The 17,956-nt window shown below is 71.1% G+C and carries 14 protein-coding genes, 1 tRNA gene and 3 pseudogenes; 10 read left to right on the top strand and 8 right to left on the bottom strand.

All coding sequences use genetic code 11. The features are described 5' to 3' along the window. Nucleotides 1-241 precede the first annotated feature (241 nt). Nucleotides 242-1,063 (bottom strand): hypothetical protein, encoded by an 822-nt coding sequence (locus ACZ49J_RS08170; protein ID WP_467446687.1) that lies wholly within the window; start codon nucleotides 1,061-1,063, stop codon nucleotides 242-244. A 287-nt stretch (nucleotides 1,064-1,350) separates the two neighbouring features. Here ACZ49J_RS08170 and ACZ49J_RS08165 point away from each other — a divergent pair, with 287 nt between their 5' ends. Both ACZ49J_RS08165 and ACZ49J_RS08160 read left to right on the top strand, forming a co-directional pair. Continuing rightward, nucleotides 1,351-1,803, top strand: a complete 453-nt coding sequence (locus ACZ49J_RS08165; protein WP_467446686.1) for an ATP-binding protein — start codon at nucleotides 1,351-1,353, stop codon at nucleotides 1,801-1,803. 11 nt (nucleotides 1,804-1,814) lie between these two features. After that, nucleotides 1,815-2,231: pseudogene (locus ACZ49J_RS08160) on the top strand (triphosphoribosyl-dephospho-CoA synthase); the annotation flags it as partial. A gap of 105 nt (nucleotides 2,232-2,336) precedes the next feature. Here ACZ49J_RS08160 and ACZ49J_RS08155 read toward each other — a convergent pair. The 3 genes and pseudogenes from ACZ49J_RS08155 to ACZ49J_RS08145 form a co-directional block, all read right to left on the bottom strand. Further along, nucleotides 2,337-2,614, bottom strand: a pseudogene (locus ACZ49J_RS08155) (PLP-dependent aminotransferase family protein); the annotation flags it as partial. A 78-nt stretch (nucleotides 2,615-2,692) separates the two neighbouring features. Then, the gene (locus ACZ49J_RS08150; RefSeq protein ID WP_467446684.1) at nucleotides 2,693-4,171 is read right to left on the bottom strand and encodes an aminopeptidase P family protein; all 1,479 of its coding nucleotides are present in this window, start codon (nucleotides 4,169-4,171) and stop codon (nucleotides 2,693-2,695) included. A gap of 93 nt (nucleotides 4,172-4,264) precedes the next feature. After that, a complete protein-coding gene (locus ACZ49J_RS08145) occupies nucleotides 4,265-5,833 on the bottom strand; it encodes a PP2C family protein-serine/threonine phosphatase (protein WP_467446683.1) in 1,569 nt (522 codons plus the stop codon). A gap of 495 nt (nucleotides 5,834-6,328) precedes the next feature. Here ACZ49J_RS08145 and ACZ49J_RS08140 point away from each other — a divergent pair, with 495 nt between their 5' ends. Further along, entirely contained in the window at nucleotides 6,329-6,994 is a 666-nt protein-coding gene (locus ACZ49J_RS08140) for a bifunctional DNA primase/polymerase (protein ID WP_467446682.1), read from the top strand. Nucleotides 6,995-7,283: 289 nt separating this feature from the next. Then, nucleotides 7,284-7,904 (top strand): hypothetical protein, encoded by a 621-nt coding sequence (locus ACZ49J_RS08135; protein ID WP_467446681.1) that lies wholly within the window; start codon nucleotides 7,284-7,286, stop codon nucleotides 7,902-7,904. Nucleotides 7,905-8,148: 244 nt separating this feature from the next. Here the strand turns inward: ACZ49J_RS08135 and ACZ49J_RS08130 are convergent, their stop codons facing one another. The 3 genes from ACZ49J_RS08130 to ACZ49J_RS08120 all read right to left on the bottom strand — a co-directional run bounded on the left by ACZ49J_RS08130 (nucleotide 8,149) and on the right by ACZ49J_RS08120 (nucleotide 11,034). After that, nucleotides 8,149-9,138, bottom strand: coding sequence for a DUF5926 family protein (locus ACZ49J_RS08130; protein ID WP_467446680.1), 990 nt, complete (start codon nucleotides 9,136-9,138; stop codon nucleotides 8,149-8,151). 252 nt (nucleotides 9,139-9,390) lie between these two features. After that, nucleotides 9,391-10,023 carry an ATP-binding protein gene (locus ACZ49J_RS08125; RefSeq protein ID WP_467446679.1) on the bottom strand — a complete coding sequence of 211 codons (633 nt, stop codon included), beginning with the start codon at nucleotides 10,021-10,023 and terminating at the stop codon, nucleotides 9,391-9,393. A 201-nt stretch (nucleotides 10,024-10,224) separates the two neighbouring features. Continuing rightward, nucleotides 10,225-11,034 carry a glycerophosphodiester phosphodiesterase gene (locus ACZ49J_RS08120; protein WP_467446678.1) on the bottom strand — a complete coding sequence of 270 codons (810 nt, stop codon included), beginning with the start codon at nucleotides 11,032-11,034 and terminating at the stop codon, nucleotides 10,225-10,227. A gap of 274 nt (nucleotides 11,035-11,308) precedes the next feature. On the opposite strand from ACZ49J_RS08120, the gene ACZ49J_RS08115 reads away from it, so the two are divergent. From ACZ49J_RS08115 to ACZ49J_RS08100, 4 genes and pseudogenes are all read left to right on the top strand, one after another. Continuing rightward, a complete protein-coding gene (locus ACZ49J_RS08115; protein ID WP_467446677.1) occupies nucleotides 11,309-12,853 on the top strand; it encodes a S1C family serine protease in 1,545 nt (514 codons plus the stop codon). 42 nt (nucleotides 12,854-12,895) lie between these two features. After that, nucleotides 12,896-12,982: transfer RNA gene (locus ACZ49J_RS08110), tRNA-Ser, on the top strand. Between the two features lie 384 nt (nucleotides 12,983-13,366). Continuing rightward, nucleotides 13,367-14,233: pseudogene (locus tag ACZ49J_RS08105) on the top strand (transposase); the annotation flags it as partial. Between the two features lie 62 nt (nucleotides 14,234-14,295). Further along, a complete protein-coding gene (locus ACZ49J_RS08100; RefSeq protein ID WP_467446676.1) occupies nucleotides 14,296-14,511 on the top strand; it encodes a zinc ribbon domain-containing protein in 216 nt (71 codons plus the stop codon). Between the two features lie 257 nt (nucleotides 14,512-14,768). Here ACZ49J_RS08100 and ACZ49J_RS08095 read toward each other — a convergent pair whose 3' ends face one another. After that, nucleotides 14,769-15,638 (bottom strand): bifunctional DNA primase/polymerase, encoded by an 870-nt coding sequence (locus tag ACZ49J_RS08095; protein WP_467446675.1) that lies wholly within the window; start codon nucleotides 15,636-15,638, stop codon nucleotides 14,769-14,771. Between the two features lie 170 nt (nucleotides 15,639-15,808). Between ACZ49J_RS08095 and ACZ49J_RS08090 the strand changes: the two genes are divergently transcribed. Together ACZ49J_RS08090 and ACZ49J_RS08085 are read left to right on the top strand one after the other, a co-directional pair. Next, nucleotides 15,809-16,972: an acyl-CoA dehydrogenase family protein gene (locus ACZ49J_RS08090; RefSeq protein ID WP_467446674.1), complete on the top strand. Its 1,164-nt coding sequence runs from the start codon at nucleotides 15,809-15,811 to the stop codon at nucleotides 16,970-16,972. Beyond that, the gene (locus ACZ49J_RS08085) at nucleotides 16,969-17,955 is read left to right on the top strand and encodes a bifunctional MaoC family dehydratase N-terminal/OB-fold nucleic acid binding domain-containing protein (RefSeq protein WP_467446672.1); all 987 of its coding nucleotides are present in this window, start codon (nucleotides 16,969-16,971) and stop codon (nucleotides 17,953-17,955) included. The genes ACZ49J_RS08090 and ACZ49J_RS08085 overlap by 4 nt, the downstream gene beginning before the upstream one ends. Nucleotide 17,956: the final 1 nt, after the last annotated feature.

Raw genomic sequence — 17,956 nt, 5'->3', positions numbered from 1 at the left:
CGGAGAAGAAGAGGGATGCGCGTTCGTGCCGGTGCCATCGGGACCGCGGAAACGGCTCCCGAGCGGGCCCGGAACGTCGCTCTCCTGGGAGGTGGCCTTGGAAAGCCGCCTCCACAAGGAGGCCTGTCGAAAACGAGGTCCCCGGGGCATCGAAGAACAGCCGGAGCCCCGGAACGCCGAAAACGACGGGCACGCGCGCGTGCCGACGGCTACGTCCCCTCCGGTGGAGCGGCGCGTCGCGTCAGGCAGCGAGGATGAGCACGGCGGTGAGGGAGGGCGGGCCGCGCCGGATCACCGTGTGCTGGAGCGCGGCCGTACGCGGTGCCGGTGGCGCCGCGTGGGCACCCGGCGGAGTGCCGGGCGTGGTGTCCGGTGCGCCCGGGAGCCCGGAGCGCAGGGCACGTATCAGTGCGAGAGCCGCGCGCAGGGACCGTACGAGCGTCCCCCTCGCGGAGAGCCGCACGATCCGCAGCAGCGCCAGATCCCCGTGCCGCAGCACCCATCCGGCGGCGACGGCCGCCAGGACGTGGCCGAGCAGCATGGGCAGCGTCGGAAGGACGGACGCCGAGGAGCCCGTTGCCGTCGTCATGTCCGTCATGTCCGCCATGCCCGTCGTGCCGCCCGAGGGGCCGTGCGCGGCGTGCGGGGCGAGGCCGGCGTCCATGAGGATGCGGTGGGCCTGTGCCGGGCTGATCGCCGCCGCGGTCGCCCCGCACACCAGGCGCGCGGCGCGCTCGACGAGGGAGGCGTCCAGGGCGTCGGAGGCGCCGGACGGGATGGACGTGCGGTGCTGGCCGAGCCCGAACAGCGTGTGCAGCGCGGTCTGCCCCAGCGCCAGCACGGTCGCGATGCCCGGCAGCGACCGCTCGCGCCCGGCGAGCGGGGCCGCGACGGCGAAGACGGCGGCGAACCCGGCGCCCAGAGTCCACAGCGGGACCGTGGCGCAGGAGGCGAGCGCATGACCTCCCGCGGCCAGCACGACGCAGACCGCGGCGAACACCGCGGCCCTCAGAACCCGGAGATCACCTCCGGCGCGCGCCGTGCGCTCGTGGGGGGCAGTCATGGCCGGCTCATCATCGCACTGGCCCGACTCGCCCCATTCGGCAGGTCCACGACGTGACGTACGGCCGGAAGGGGGGGCGCGTTCAGTGGAAGCCCGGCACCTGTCGTGAGCTGGGTGTTCCCGGGCACGGCAAACCGGCGGATCGTGCGCCCGAGGAGCCCGCATACACCCATGTCCGCCCTCCGCGCATCCGCTGTATGGGCGGCATCACGCGATCCGTGCGCTTACACAACCGTAGCGGGGGCAATACGTAACGGTATGTCGAGCCGCGGCCAGGAGGCTGGAGCATGAGCATCTGGTGGTCACTGCATCTGCGGCGTGACGCCGCCAGCGTGCCGCTCGCCCGACGGCTCCTGATCGGCACCATGGAGACCGCCGGCGTCGACCCGGACATCTCCTACGACCTCTCCGTCGCCCTGAGCGAGGCCTGTGCCAACGCCGTCGAACACGGTGGGGAGGCGCCCGGCTCGTCCGAGGCGTTCCGGGTGACCGCGTACCTCGACGGCGAGAAGTGCCGCATCGAGGTCACCGACTCCGGGCCGGGGTTTCCCGCCACGAGAGAGCGCCCGCCGATCCGCCCGGCCCGTACTGAGGCCGAGCACGGCCGTGGCCTCTGTCTCATCCATGAACTCGCCGACCACGTCCACATCGGCAACAAGCCGGGCCGGGGTGGCGCCGTGGTGAGCTTCGACAAGATCCTCAAGTGGCGCGAGGGCGCCGCTCCGCTGATGGCGGTCTAGGACACCCTCACACCCGGGGCTCGTCCGTCTCCGCGAAGTACGGCGCGGCCGGGGCGCGGGGCGAGGCACGGGCTGGATTCCCGCACGTCCGGCGGGCGTTGGACGCCCTGTCCAAGGCGTGCTCCTCGGGCGCGCCCGAGGAGCACGCCCGGCTCGACGCCCTCCTCACCGTCATGTCCACCCTCCAGGACACGGAGTTGCTCTACACGGCGGGCCCGCACGGCCTCCGTCATGTGCAGGCGGGCGCCCGCGCGGTCCTGGAGGCGGGCGGTGCGTCCACGGGCGCCGGCCGCGAGGCGCTGACCGCCCTCGACGCCGACCTGCACGCGCGCGCGTGGAGCCCGCGCGGCAGCGCCTCCCTGCTGGCGGGCGCCCTGTTCGCGGACGCGATGCCGGTCGTGGTGGGAGCGCCGGCCGCGGCTGCGTGACCTCCGGCGGTGCTGTGAGCGGCACGGCCGACGCCCGTGCCGCTCAGGGGCCACCGCGCCCCTTCTCCGCCCATGCCACCGCCGGGCCCATCCCGTCAGGAGCAGCGGGCCGGGGGCAGCGGGCCGGGGCAGCGGCGCCACCTGCGTGCCCGATCCCTGGCGGGCGGTCAGGCAGCCCTCGGCGCCCAGCCGGTCGTACACGGCATTCGCCGTGCCCCCACGCCCCGCGCCATGCCGAGCTCGGCCGTCAGGCGCCGGGTGGCGGGCAGGCGGGGCCCTGTGGGACGCCGGCCGTCGCCCACGGCGCCCCACAGGGCCCGCAGGGCCGCTCCAGACCGGCCCTGCGGGCCCGCCGCCGCGTCCGGTTCCAGACGCAGGTCCACTCCGACGCCGGACCAGAAGCCGGTTACCGAGTTACTGACCCGGCCCCCTCGGATCACCCCGGCGGCCTCAGCACTTCCTCAGCCCTTCAGCGACGCCATCCACGACTCGACCTCGTCGGAGCGGCGCGGCAGCCCCGCCGACAGGTTCCTGTTGCCGTCCTCGGTCACCAGGATGTCGTCCTCGATGCGGACGCCGATGCCCCGGTACTCCTCGGGCACGGTCAGGTCGTCGGCCTGGAAGTACAGCCCCGGCTCGACCGTCAGGACCATGCCGGGCTCCAGCGTGCCGTCGACGTACGACTCCACGCGCGCGGCGGCGCAGTCGTGGACGTCCATGCCGAGCATGTGACCGGTGCCGTGCAGGGTCCAGCGGCGCTGCAGGCCCAGCTCCAGGACGCGCTCGACCGGACCCTCGACCAGGCCCCACTCGACGAGCCGCTCGGCCAGCACGCGCTGCGCGGCGTCGTGGAAGTCCCGGTACTTGGCGCCCGGCTTCACGGCCGCGATACCGGCCTCCTGGGCGTCGTACACGGCGTCGTAGATCTTCTTCTGGATCTCGCTGAAGCGGCCGTTGATCGGCAGCGTGCGCGTGACGTCCGCGGTGTAGTAGGTGTGGGTCTCCACGCCCGCGTCCAGCAGGAGCAGGTCCCCGGAGCGGACGGGGCCGTCGTTGCGCACCCAGTGCAGCGTGCAGGCGTGCGGGCCGGCGGCGCAGATGGAGCCGTAGCCGACGTCGTTGCCCTCGACACGCGCCCGCAGGAAGAACGTGCCCTCGATGTAGCGCTCGGAGGTGGCCTCCGCCTTGTCGAGGACCTTCACCACGTCCTCGAAACCGCGCACGGTCGAGTCGACGGCCTTCTGCAGCTCGCCGATCTCGAAGTCGTCCTTGACCAGCCGGGCCTCCGAGAGGAAGACACGCAGTTCCTCGTCGCGCTCGGCGGTCACCTTGTCGTGCAGCGCCGCCTCGATGCCCTTGTCGTAGCCCCGCACCACCCGGACCGGGCCCGTGGCCTCCTTCAGCTTGTCCGCCAGCTCGCGCACGTCCGAGGCCTCGATGCCGTACAGCTTCTCCGCCTCGGCGAGCGAGTGGCGGCGGCCGACCCACAGCTCGCCCTGGCCGGAGAGCCAGAACTCGCCGTTCTCCCGGTCGGAGCGCGGCAGGAGGTAGATCGTCTCCTTGTGGCCCCCGGCCGTCGGCTCCAGGACCAGGACGCCGTCCTCGGTCTGGTTGCCGGTGAGGTACGCGTACTCGACGGAGGCGCGGAAGGGATACTCCGTGTCGTTCGAGCGGGTCTTCAGGTTCCCCGCGGGGACGACCAGACGCTCGCCCGGGAAGCGCGCGGAGAGCGCGGCGCGTCGGGCGGCGGTCTCGGCGGCCTGGGCGATCGGCTCCAGGTCGCGCAGCTCGGTGTCGGCCCAGCCGGACTTCATGTTCTCGGCCAGCTCGTCGGACACGCCCGGGTACAGGCCGTTCTTGCGCTGCTTGATCGGCTCTTCCTCGGCTTCGGCCGCCTCGGTCTCCGGGGTCTCCGGCTCGAGCTCGTCCGCCACGGTCATCCTCCTCGATACGGCGCTGGACCTCCTCCATCGTACGGTCGTACGGAAGAGGGCCCCGGGCCTTGGGACACGTGGGCGGGCCTCGTCGTCCGGTCACTCGAAGCGGGCCGCCAGCAGCACCACGTCCTCCTCGCTGTCGTCGGCCGGTCCCGGCTCCGCCCGGTTGTGGGGCGCGCGCACGTCCAGGCCGTCGGGCAGCACGCTCCGCAGGATGTGGTCGGCGACCGCTCCGGCGTCGGCGCGCACCGCTCTGGGCGCGCTCGCGGCGGCGGCGTGCAGCCGGGCGAAGGCACGGTCCATGGGGTCGCCCGTGCGCCGCAGCAGTCCGTCCGTGTAGAACAGCACCGTCTCGCCCGGCTCGGCGCACAGCTCGACGCTGGGCGCCTCCCAGCAGGCGAGCATCCCCAAGGGGGCCGACAGGGACGTCTCCACGAACTCGGTGCGCCGCTCGCCGATCACCAGCGGCGGGCTGTGCCCGGCCCCCGCCAGCGTGATCCTTCGCAGGGCGGGTTCGCAGTAGGCGAAGAGGGCGGTGGCCGAGCGGGCGGGTTCGGTGAGCCTGAGGAGCAGTTCGAGGTCGGACAGGACGGCGACGGGGTCCTCGCCCTCCATCACGGCGTACGCCCTCAGCGACGCCCGCAGCCGCCCCATCGCGGCGACCGCGCTGGGCCCCGACCCGGTCACGGAGCCGACCGCGAGCCCGAGCCCGCCGTCGGGCAGCGGCAGGGCGTCGTACCAGTCGCCGCCGCCGCGCGGCCCCGTGCGGTGGCGCGCCGCGATCTGGACGCCCGCGACCCGGGGCAGCCGTGAGGGGAGCAGTTCCTCGGAGATCGTCCTGACGCACGCGCGCGTGCGCTCTGTTTCGACGGTGCGGGCCAGGTGCTCGGTGGCGTAACGGACGTAGAGGCCGGCCAGGTGGCGCTGCCGCTCGACCGGCTCGGCCGGTTCGTCGTAGAGCCAGACGGCGGCACCCAGGCGGCCCGCCCTCTCCGTGGCGAGGGGCAGCGCGTAGCTGGCGGCGTAGCCGAGCCGGGCGGCCACCTCGCGGTGGCGGGGGTCGAGCCCGTCCTCGGCGAACAGGTCGGGCTGTGTGATCCCGCCGTCGCCGCCGGGCAGTCCGGCGGGCGTGTCGAGGAGCCGTCCGTACGACATGGAGGCGCGCGGCACCGTCTCGATGTGGCCGAGATCGGCCCGGCCGAGGCCGAGGCCGATGGTCGTGTCCGGGCCTAGTCCGTCGCCCGGTTCGAGTACGACGAGACCGCGCCGGGCGCCCACGAGCGCCGCTCCGGCGCGCAGCAGCTCCTGGAGCGCGTCGGGGAGTGAGCCGGTGCGTGCCAGGCGCTCGGTGAGTTCGTGGAGGGTCGTGAGATCGGAGACCCATCCCGCGAGTCTGTCCTGGAGAACGGCCCCGGGGGCGAGGGGCGGCGCGGCCGGAGGGACGCCTGTGGCGGCGCCCGTGGCGGTGGTCGCGGGCGCGACAGTGTGTGCGGGCGAAGGAACGGTTGAATCGATTCCGGCCACTTTCGGAAGGTGAGGGGCGTTCATGGTGTGCGGCTTCCGGACCGGCGCGTTCTGCTCCATAGCATCGCAAACCCCCATGTCATTTTGCGCCGCTAGCGGTGTCTCCACATGTACACGCACTCGTAAGGGGATGTCCAGCATTGTCCTGCTGGGATATCTGGTGTCCGAGGGGCTGTCCGAGTTGATTGCGAAACAATAAAATTGGCTTAAAACTGCCTCAGGGAACGGCGTATTGCGGTCGACTGGCCTTGTTCGACAGAGCGTCACAGCGGTCGTGATGGGTACGTACTCGGTGAAAGCCAGAGGTGACGGGGGCCGCCCGGAACCCGGCACCGGAACCGGGCGTCCTATCCACCGACGACCGTGCCCCATCCTCCCGTGGCGGAGGCGGCGAGCAACAGCGGGACGGCAAAACGCCAGGCGTCGCCACCCCTACGCCATGCTCATGCTTGAGAGCAGACGCAGTATGGACACGGAAGCTGCCAGAGTTCGACCCGCAGGGGTTCTCCTTCAGGGGTTCTCCTTGTCTCGGGCAGGGGCGTGATGCGCCAGCAGGTACGCACAGTGAAGTGATCGACACATGGTGTGATCTGGACCGCGGTGTTGCCAGGCGTGCAACGGAAAGGACGAGCGCTCATGCGCGAGATCCCCGGAAAGCGACGCAGGCTCCTGTCCAAGCGGAACGGCGGGAGGTCTGAGATGCTCCACCAGGCCCTGACGTTCGCGACCGAATGGCAGTGGCCCGTACTCCCGGGTGTGGCTCCGGACCCGCAGGGGCGGGCCCGCTGCCAGTGCCCCGACGCGGAGTGCGTGGTGCCCGGCGCCCACCCCTTCGATCCCGGACTCCTCGCGGCCACCACCGACGAGCGCATGGTGCGCTGGTGGTGGGGCAACCGGCCTGCGGCGCCCATCGTGCTGGCCACGGGCGGCCGGGCACCCTGTGCGGTGAGCCTGCCGGCCCTCGCGGCGGCGCGCGCCCTGGAGGCGCTCGACCACAAGGGGATGCGTCTCGGCCCGGTCGTCGCCACCCCCGCGCGCTGGGCGATTCTCGTGGCGCCCTACTCCATGGAGCAGCTGGGCGAGTTGCTGTACGCCAAGGACTTCGTGCCGGGTTCCCTGCGCTTCCACGGCGAGGGCGGCTATCTGGCGCTGCCTCCGTCCGAGACCGGCCTCGGCCAGGTCCGCTGGGAGCGGGCGCCGCTGCCCGGCTCGGCCGCGCCCTGGGTGCCCGATGTGGAGGCCGTCGTGGACGCGGTGGTGGAGGCCCTCACTCGTACGGGTGTGAGCGCACCCGAGTTGTGAGGGTGTCGGGCGCGCGGGGAACCGGGCGCCCGTTGTGGGTCGTTATCTTCCGTTCATGCAGTCTCATTCCGGCCGATCCGGTCGGTCCGCTCCCTCCATTCGATCCGGTCGGTCCGCTCCCTCCATTCGATCCGGTCGGTCCGCTCCGTCCAACCGATCCGGTCGGTCTACTCGTTCCGGTCGATACGGCCCCTCCGGTCGTTCAGGCCGGCACAGGGCCGCCTCGTGGCCGCGCCGTCGTGGTCCGGGTGCCCGGTGGGTCCGCCTTGCGGCGCTGATCGCCGGCGCCGTGGCCGCGGTCGCCCTGCCGCTCGCCGTCGCCTCCGCTGGGCCTGTCGGCGACGCCGGGCGGATGGTCGCCCGGATGTCGGGGTTCACGGACGGCGAGGTGCCAACCGCGGACGAGGGCGACAGGGCGCGGGCCGCGGATGGAGCCGGTGAGCCCCGCGTGGGCGAGGTGCGCGGTGACGAAGAGCGCGGCAGCGAGGCGCGCGGCGAGGATGCGCGCGGCGAGGAGGCATCGGCCCCCTCGTGGTCGCACCTGGCGCTCGGCAGTGCCCTGGCCACCCTCACCCGTTGCGGCCCCGACCTCTCGTCGCCCGACGGCATCGAGGCACAGACCTGTGTGCTGGAGCGGGACGAGGAGACCTGGGCACGCACGTACTACCGCAACGCGACGGGAAGAGAGCTGAGTTCGGCCCTCAGCCTCCTGGCCCCCGACGGGCGTTCCGTACGGATGCACTGCGTCGTGGGCGCGCAGGACGAGCCGGGGGTGTGCGAGACACCTCGGGAGCGCACACGCGGCGATCTGGAGACGTACACGGCCGTCGCGGAGTTCGCGTCGAGCGACGGGCAGGGGCCCCTGCTGCTGCGCTCCGGGAGCAACTCACCCCAGCGAAGCGGCGGTTGACGTCCGCCCCGGTGCCGTACGACTGACCTGTCCCGAAGCCGGACATGAGAAGACCCGGTTGCTGGCGACGGGGGATGCACCAGCAACCGGGCTACTGGAACGGTAACAAGAGATCGGCGGTTAGCAAATTCGATCTCGGCTATTCAGACACCGATTTCCTTGTCACGGAGGGGAGTTGTGACAGGAGTCACCTGTTCTGTGACTGCCGGGTCGGCTGCACCGAGTAATGAGCCGACCCAGCGCGTCAGCTGAGCGTGACCTGCCGGTTGGTCAGCCCGCCCCGGGCCCGCCGCTCGTCCGCCGTGAGCGGTGCGTCCGAGGCCAGCGCGGTGGCGAGGCGCTCGGCGAACTCGGCGGCCGGCTTCTCGATGTCGTCCGCTCCAATGCCGCTCGGCAGGTCCCAGACCGGGACCGTGAGGCCGTGCGCACGGAAGGAACCCACCAGACGGGTGCCCTCGCCGAGCCCCGACTGCCCGGCCGCGTGCAGCCGCGCCAGGGCGTCCAGAAGCTGCTCCTCGGCGTGGGGCATGACCCAGCGCAGGTGGTTCTTGTCGGGCGTCTCGCACCAGTACGCGGCGTCCACACCCTGCAGTTTCACGGTCGGGATGGCGGCGGCGTTGGCCCGCTCCAGGGACGCGGCCACGTCCGGAGCCGCGTTCTCCGCGTCCGGAACCCAGAATTCGAAGCCCGTGTGCACAACTGGCTCGAACGCGCCTTCAGGATCGAGCAGATCCTGCAGCCTCGGTGACTCGGCCGGGGCGCGGCGGCCCTGGACCGGAGTGCCGGGCTCCGCGACGAGCGCGCGCTGGAGGGTGTCGGCCAGGTCGCGGCTGATGTCACCGGACGCCGTGTCGTTCTGCAGGCCGAGCAGCACCGAGCCGTCGTCGCGGCGCAGCGCGGGCCACGCCATCGGCAGGACGGTGGCGAGCGTGACCGACGGGACGCTCTCGGGGAGGCCCTCCTTCAGCGTCAGTTCGACGGTCGCGGCCGGCACCAGCTCGCGCAGCGCGATCCAGTCGCACTCCCCCGCCAGGCCCTCGAAGGGACGCTGCACCAGCTCGGTCACCGCGTGGGCGGCGGCCCGGCCGTGGCAGGCCTTGTAACGGCGGCCGCTGCCACAGGGGCAGGGCTCGCGCGCGCCGACAACCGGAACCTGGCCGTCAGCGCCTGCGGCGCCGGCTCCGCCCGTGTTCTGCGGGCGCTTGGCCTTCGTCTGGGGTCGCTTCTTGGCCATCGTGGGTGTCTCCCGGTTACGGCTCGTCTCGTACGATCGCGAGCCTAGCCGCTCGTACGCCAACCGACGGGACCCTGTGGACAACGCACCGGGCCGTCACCGGAACCACCGGTTCGCGGCGGGGTGGTCGCGGGCCGGGGGACGAGGTGGTCGGGGCCACGGTCTCTCATCCATGGCCACTGGGGTCACGGCCTTTGATCCATGGCCATTGGGGCCCCGGCCTTTGATCCATGGCCACTGGGGCCACGGCCTCTAGTCCATGTCCTCGAAGGCGTCCGCCAGTTCCAGGCCGGGTATCGCGGAGACCGGTGGTGCCGTGACCCGGGTGACGAAGTCGTCGCGTCGGCGGGCGCGGTCCACGTTGTCCTGGACGACGACCCACACGGTGACCTCCCCGCGCGCGTCGTCCCGGACGCCCCAGTCGTCGGCCAGCGCGGTGATGATGTTCAGCCCACGGCCGCCATGTGCGGTGACCGAGGGCGTGGCCGGAACCGGGCGGGTCGGACCACCTCCGTCCGTCACCTCGACGGTGAGCCGGCCCGACGGGTCGACGCACCACGCCGCGCGCACGTCGCCGTCCCCGGCAAGTGTGTCGTCACCCAGTGGTCTGCCATGTTTGCAGGCGTTGCTGAGTAGTTCGGAAAGGATCAGTACGGCATCGTCGATGACCGCTTCGGCCACACCACCGGTGCGCAGCTGGTCACGCATCCTGTGTCTTGCTTCCCCCACGCCCGCAGGGCCATGGGGTACGGCCATGCTCGACGACGTGGGCACCTCCTGTGCCACCACCAACGCCACCCCCGAGACCTCCTTTGCCCCACGCCACGGTGTGAATGCCCCATTGGACTGGACTGGAAACCGGCCAATCCACGTCCGCTGACGCACTCGTAACGATCAAATACGGACCGAACGCGCCGGTGCACTCCCCGTAACCGCATGGCTGGATTTCGGTGGTGTTCTGTGGCTTCTCGGGGTGCTTTCCGGCCCTCTTGGCGGTTCCGAAGGATCTTCTTGGGAGAGTTTTTCCTTTATCGGCGTGCTGTCCGGAGGGTGATATTGGTCGACTCGCGCGGCCGGGCGCCGGTGTCAGCGCTCCAACTGCTCCAGCACCGCGCGCGGGCGGTTGGTGATGATGGCGTCGACGCCCAGGCCGGCGCAGAGGTCGACGTCCTCGGGATCGTCCACGGTCCACACGTGCACCTGGTGGCCCGCCCGCTTCAGGCGCTCGATGTACGCGGGGTGGTTGCGCACGATCCGGATGGACGGGCCGGCGATCCGGACACCGGCGGGCAGTCGTCCGTCGCGCAGCCGGGGCGAGACGAACTGCATCAGGTAGACCGTGGGCAGCGTCGGTGAGGCGGCCCGGACGCGGTGCAGCGAACGCGCGGAGAAGCTCATGATCCGCACCGGCGAGTCGGCGGCGGACTCCGGTGCGTCCAGGCCGAACCGCTTCAGCAGGAGCAGCAGCCGCTCCTCCACCTGGCCCGCCCAGCGCGTCGGGTGCTTGGTCTCGATGGCCAGCTCCACCCGGCGGCCCGCGTCGGCGACCAGCTCCAGCAGGCGCTCCAGAGTGAGCACGGAGGTGTGCTCCCGGTCCTCGGGGCGGTGCTCCCAGTCGGGCTCCTCGTCGCGGCTCTTCCAGGAGCCGAAGTCCAGGGTGGCGAGGTCGGCGAGCTCCAGGGCGGAGACCGCGCCGCGACCGTTGGACGTCCGGTTGACGCGACGGTCGTGCACGCAGACCAGATGGCCGTCCGCGGTCAGCCGTACATCACATTCGAGGGCGTCCGCACCGGCCTCTATCGCTTTCGTGTACGCGGCCAGGGTGTGCTCGGGGGCCTCTTCGGAGGCGCCGCGGTGGGCCACCACCTGAATCGGATGCTGTCGTGCGTGGGTCACCGCGTCATGGTGCCACCGTGGCGGGGTACGCGTCTGGTCGATCGCGTCACAAACGGTCTGTTTAGTCCGACAGGTCCTATATAAAGGATGGCTGCGGACCCACAGTCACCGCTTATGGTGCTCTGACGGTCCATGGGAAAAGCTGACGGCAGACACCAACACATGACAAGCACATGCACAGATGCACAGCTTCATCGCGCCGGACCGTCGAAGCGTGAGCGCGTGTGACCGAGTGCGACCGAGAATCAACAGCCGTGGATCGAGGAGAAGAGCTGTGAGCACCGAGAACGAGGGCACCGCGGTACCCCCCGCCCCGTCCGCACCTCCCGTGCCGGTGGAATCTCCCGCTGCCTCCACGCCGGCCCAGGCGCCCGAGCCGGGCGCGCCCGCCGGCGACACCGCCGCACAGGGCGCGCCGCAGGCCCCGATCCCGGCGGTGCCCCCGAGCGCTCCGGGAACCACCGAGCAGGAACTGGTGCACTCCGGGGCGCCGGTGTACGGGGCCGCCGGCGGTCAGGGCGCCGACGGCCACACACAGCCGCACGGAGCCCCCGGAGCGCCCGCCGGCGGGCCCCCCTCGCCCGCGGCCGCCGGCTGGCCTCCGCCTCCCCCGCCGGCCACGCCGTCGTACGCCGACGGCGGCGGCTCGGGCGCCGGCTGGGGCACCGCCTACCAGCAGCCCGCCGCGAAGCCGTCCGGCAAGCGCGGCGGGCTCCTCGCCGCGGTCCTCGTGGCCGCCCTCGTGGCCGGCGGCGTGGGCGGCGGAATCGGCTACACGCTGGCCGACCGCAACGAGAGCGCCACCGACTCGACCACGGTCTCCGCCACCCAGAGCGGCGGCGACCTCAAGCGCGACGCGGGCACCGTGGCCGCCGTCGCCGCCAAGGCACTGCCCAGCACGGTCACGATCGAGGCCGAGAGCAGCAGCGGCGAGGGCGGCACCGGCACCGGCTTCGTCTTCGACAAGCAGGGCCACATCGTCACCAACAACCACGTGGTGGCGGGCGCCGTCGACGGCGGCAAGCTCACCGCGACCTTCCCCAGCGGCAAGAAGTACGACGCCGAGGTCGTCGGGCACGCACAGGGCTACGACGTCGCGGTCATCAAGCTCAAGAGCGCCCCCTCCGACCTGAAGCCGCTGACCCTCGGCAACTCCGACAAGGTCGCCGTCGGCGACTCGACCATCGCGATCGGCGCGCCCTTCGGGCTGTCCAACACCGTGACCACGGGCATCATCAGCGCCAAGAACCGCCCCGTGGCCTCCAGCGACGGCAGCTCCAGCAGCAAGGCGTCCTACATGAGCGCCCTGCAGACGGACGCGTCCATCAACCCCGGCAACTCCGGCGGCCCGCTCCTGGACGCGCAGGGCAACGTCATCGGCATCAACTCCGCGATCCAGTCCTCCAGCAACGGCGGCCTCGGCGGCACCGGCCAGTCCGGCTCGATCGGACTGGGCTTCGCGATCCCGATCAACCAGGCCAAGAACGTCGCCCAGCAGCTGATCAGGACGGGCAAGCCGGTCTACCCGGTGATCGGCGCGTCGGTCTCCCTCTCGGAGGGCGCCGGCGGGGCGACGATCACCAACCAGGGCGAGGGCGGTTCCGACTCGGTCACCCCGGGCGGCCCCGCGGACAAGGCGGGCCTCAAGCCCGGTGACGTGATCACCAAGCTCGACGACACCCCGATCGACAGCGGCCCCACCCTCATCGGCGAGATCTGGACCCACCAGCCCGGGGACAAGGTCACCCTGACCTACACCCGCGACGGCAAGACCCGCACGGCCGAGGTAACCCTGGGCCAACGCGAGGGCGACAGCTAACGGTTAGTCTTGTCCCGCGCGCTTACGATCGTGGGCGCGCGGGGAGGTGTGCCCGAGCGGCCTAAGGGAACGGTCTTGAAAACCGTCGTGGCAGCGATGTCACCGTGGGTTCAAATCCCACCGCCTCCGCTCGCTGAGCAGTGAGAACGGCCCCTGACCTGGGTTTTTGGTCGGGGGCCGTTCTTGTATCCGACTATGGTGGCTGCCCGGTGCTTCCTGTGGGTCCCCGTTGTAGCGGGCACGGCTGGGGCGTGCGAGCAACCTCTGATCCGTAGCTCTATGTGGATCGGCCAGTGACGGTCATACGGGGCGCATGGCGGGCTCGACGGGACGCCGCGAGACATATCGCATTTCGTGAATGAAGGGCGAGTACTCGATAGAGCCTCCGGTTGTCCGAGTGTGCATGCTCGAGATGCGATCATTCGTTCGGGTGAAGCGCCTGCGTTGGCCGACCCGAGGGGGTGCGGCCCTCTAGGGTCGTGACCTGTGAAGCTGGTCGTGCAAGTCCGGTTGATGCCAACGCTCGAGCAGGCGTTGGCGCTGGAAGCGACCCTTCGTACCTGTAACGAGGCGGCGAACTGGCTGTCGGTAGAGGCCTTCAACCGGCAAGTGACTTCCCGCAAGGGGCTGCAGAGACTCGCATACGCCGCCCTGCGCGCACGAGGGCTGTCGGCACAGCCCTCGTTGCATGTGCTGCGGAAGGTTGCCGATGCCTACACCACCCTGAGGGGAAACCTGAGTGCAGGGAATTTGGGCAAGATCGGCTGCAAGCGGTACGTCAGGGCCACCAGCAAGCCGATTTCCTTTCGCCAGGACGCGGCTCAGCCTTTCGACGACCGCTGCCTGTCCTGGCAGATGGACGTCTGCACCGTGTCGATCTGGACGACCACCGGTCGACTGAAGGGTGTGGAGTTCACCGGCCATGCCGACCAGCTCGAGGCGCTGCGTCGTTACCGGCAAGGTGAGTCGGACCTGTTGTGCCGGAACGGGCAGTGGTACCTGGTCGCGACGTGTGAAGTTCCCGAACCTGAGCTGAATGCCACGCCGGTGGCGTTTCTCGGGGTGGACCTCGGGATCGTGAACATCGCCACGACGTCGACTGGTACGCGGCACAGTGGACGACGCCTGAACCGCCGCCGTGAGAATGACCGGAGGCTGCGTACAAAGCTTCAGAAGAAGGGCACCAAGTCAGCCAAGCGGCGGGCCAGGAAGCACGCGGGCAAGGAAGCACGACGAGCTCGCGACATCAATCACAAGATCAGTAAGAGCATCGTGGCAGAGGCTCAACGCACCGGTCGCGGGATCGCCCTGGAGAACCTGACGGGCGTCCGTGAGCGGGTACGGCTCAAGAAGCCCCAACGTGTCACGCTGCACTCCTGGACATTCCAGCAGCTGCTCGGCGAGTTCATTGCCTACAAAGCGAGGCTCGCCGGGGTTCGCTGGTGTATGTGGACCCTCGGTACACCAGCAGGCAATGCTCGCACTGTCACCACATCGACAGACGGAACCGGCCTTCACAGGCTGTGTTCGCTTGCAGGTCCTGCGGCTTCGTTGAGCACGCCGACCTGAACGCGTCCCACAACATCGGTCAAAGAGGCTGGTGGACGTGGGTCGGCGAGGCTCCGCCAACGGCCCCTGTTCTCAAGCTGGTTGCTTGAGGGCTGGACGCGGCCGATGCGTCGAAGCCATCGACGCCCACCGAGTTGCAAGCCGGGATCTCGGTCTCAGGCAGTTGACATCCCACACCCACCCTTATGCAGACCCTTGTCGGACCTGACCCTGGCAGGTCCGACCGATGGCGTACAACACTGCTCCAGGGGCGAGAGCTTGATGGTCGATGAGTGGACGGCCGGGCCCGCGTGGCCAGGAGCCCGGCGCAGGCCGGCTCGCCCGCCCTTGCCGAGCCCTCACATGCTCAAGGCTGCCGCCCCGACATCCGTGCCGCCGAGGCGATGGTCGAGCGGGCCTCGCGTTCCGTGAGGCCTGTGCGGACCGCCGCGTCGGTCAGGGCGTCGGCGAGGTCCGGGCCGATGCCGTTCTCGTAGGCGCGGCAGGCTGCCCAGAAGAGGCGGGTGTTGCGCTGCCCCGGGTGTGCGGCGAGGACGAACTGGACCAGGCCCTGGCCGTGGTGCGCGGTGGGGGTGGAGGTGGTCGGGTGGTGGGTGCGTGGTGGGGGGAGCAGGAGGCGCAGCAGGGCCGGTGGGCAGGGGGCGGGGGCCAGGTGGGCGGTTCCCGGGGCGGTGCTGTAGACGCCTTGGTCGGTGCGGGAGCCGGGCCCGACCAGGTAGCCGCCGGCGCCCCTGATGTCGATGCCGGGGGCCAGGCGGCTCGCCGAGTTGGGGACGACCACGTCCGGTGGTCCGGTGAGCCAGAGGTGGCGGCCGCCGCTGGGGGTCAGGACGACGACTGTCTCGGGGATCGTGAAGAGGTGTCTGAGGGCCAGTTCGCGCAGGGCCGCGGACGAGTCCGTGCCTGATTTGGTGTCGAGGTCCACGCCGATCAGATGGTGCGGGTGCAGTCCGCAGGCGATGCCGTAGCCGGTCGCCCAGGGAGCCGCGGCGAAGAGTTCACGGACCCGGTGGGGGTCGGTCGAGGCGTCGTACACGCCGTGTCCGAAGCTGCCGCACTCGCCGTGGCAGGGGGTCGGTGTCGGGTTGTCGCGATGGGGTGAACGGAGGGCCGGGAGCTTCGTCCGGGTCAGGGGGATCACCGCCAGTCCGCGTTCGGCGGCGGACAGGGCGTGCGCCAGGGCCAGGGTCGTGGCCTGCCGGTCTGTGGTGGCCATGACTCCATGTTCGTACTTGTGTTCGAAAAAGGGAAGAGGGCTTGGCCGGGGCGCGGGTCGCACACCCTGTTTCGCGCCCCACGCGCACGTGCCCGACGACCTTGACAGCGGACACTATCTGACGGACAGTCAGAAACTCTTGCTCGTCGAGGTCCTGGAGGCCCTAAGCCGTGCACCTCGCCCCCACCGAGCGCCAGCGCCGGCTGCGCGCCGAACTCCGTACGTACTTCCGGGACCTGATGCCGGAGGGGCCTCCCGGTCAGGACGACCCGCAGGGGCAGCGCGCCCTGCTGCGCCGTATCGGCGCCGACGGTCTGCTGGGGCTCGGCTGGCCCGAGGAGTACGGGGGCCAGGGGCGCGGCGCGGACGAGCAGTTCGTGTTCTTCGACGAGGCCTACCGGGCGGGCGCGCCCGTGTCGATGGTCACGTTGAACACGGTCGGGCCGACCCTCATGAAGTACGGGAGCGAGGAGCAGAAGGCGTTCTTCCTGCCCCGCATCCTCAGCGGGGACCTCGTGTTCGCCATCGGGTACAGCGAGCCGTCGGCGGGCACGGACCTCGCGGCGCTGCGGACCCGGGCCGTCCGTGACGGCGAGGGCTGGCTGATCGACGGGCAGAAGATCTTCACCTCGAACGCCCAGAACGCCGACTGGATCTGGCTGGCCTGCCGGACCGACCCCGACGCGCCCAAGCACCGTGGCATCTCCATCCTCCTCGTCCCCACGGACGCGCCCGGGTTCTCGTGGACGCCGATCGAGACCGTGGGCGGGCTGACGACGACGGCGACGTACTACGACGGGATCCGCGTGCCCGCCGCCCACCTCGTCGGCGAGGAGAACGGCGGCTGGGGGCTCATCGCCAACCAGCTGAACCACGAGCGCGTCGCCCTCGCCGCGATCGGCATGCAGGCGGAGGACTTCTACGCGGCGGCGCTGGAAGCGGCCCGTACACCTGATCCAGTGACGGGCAGGCGCAGGGTTGACGAGCCGTGGGTGCGTTTCCGGCTGGCCGAGGTGCATGCACGGCTGGCGGCATCGCGCCTGCTCAGCTGGCGTTTGGTGGGGGACGTGGGGGCCGGCCGACTGGCCCCCGGGGACGCGAGCGGGGTGAAGTTCGCGGGAACGGAATCGGCAGTCGCGACGTATCGCATGTGTCAGGAGATCGTCGGAGCGGACGCGCTGATCCGCTCCGGTTCGCCGGGTGCGTTCGGGGACGGCGAGCTGGAACGGATGAACAGGGCGGCGCAGATCAACACGTTCGGGGGCGGGGTGAGCGAGGTGCAGCGGGAGATTGTCGCGACGATGCGGCTCGGGATGACGAGGGGGCGGCGGTGAGCGCCGAGTCGCGCCGGCGGGTACGGACGGAGTCCGCGGAGCAGGACGAGCTGTCCGTGCGGCTGAAGGCGTACGAGGGGCGTCCGGCGGCGGTCGGTGGTGTGGGCAAGGACCCGGTCAACGAGCCGATGATCCGCCACTGGTGCGAGGCGATGGGCGACACCGACCCGGCGTACGCGGGGCCGGACGCCGTCGCGCCCCCCACCATGCTCCAGGCGTGGACGATGGGCGGCCTGTCCGGGCACACGGGCCGCTCGGAGGCGTACGACGAGCTGCTGGGGCTCCTGGACGCCTCGGGGTACACCTCGGTGGTCGCCACCGACTGCGAGCAGGAGTATCTGCGTCCCCTGCGGCCGGGGGACGAGATCAGCTTCGACTCGGTGATCGAGTCGGTCTCGGAACGCAAGACGACCAAGCTGGGGACGGGGTACTTCGTCACGACGCGGACGGACGTGCGGGCGGGCGGCGAACCGGCGGGGACGCACCGGTTCCGGATCCTGAAGTACGCGCCCGCGCGGCGGAAGCCGAAGAGCCCCCGGGCCAGGCGCCCACGCCCGGTGGTCAACCGGGACAACGCCGGGTTCTGGGAGGGCGTGGCCCGTGGCCGGCTGCTCATCCAGCGCTGCGGGGACTGCGGGACGCTCCGCTTCCCCTGGCTGCCGGGGTGCGCGGCGTGCGGCTCCCCGGAGTGGGACACGGTCGAGGCGAGCGGCGAGGGGTCGGTCTACTCGTACGTCGTCATGCACCACCCGCGTTTCGAGGCGTTCGACCCTCCCTACGCGGTCGGACTGATCGAGCTGGCGGAGGGCGTGCGGATCGTCAGCAACGTGGTGGGGGTGCCGTACGACAAGGTGCGGATCGGGCTGCCGGTGCGGCTGGAGTTCGCGCGGTTCGGCGACGAGGACGGGGCGGGCGGGGAGGACAGGGATGACGGGGTGCTGGTGCTGCCCGTCTTCCGGGTCCAGGAGGGTGGGGAGGGCTGAC

Source organism: Streptomyces sp. NPDC030840 (assembly GCF_055572015.1).
The sequence above is the reverse complement of the archived record's forward strand: the minus strand, read 5'-3'. Positions and strand labels throughout refer to the sequence as shown.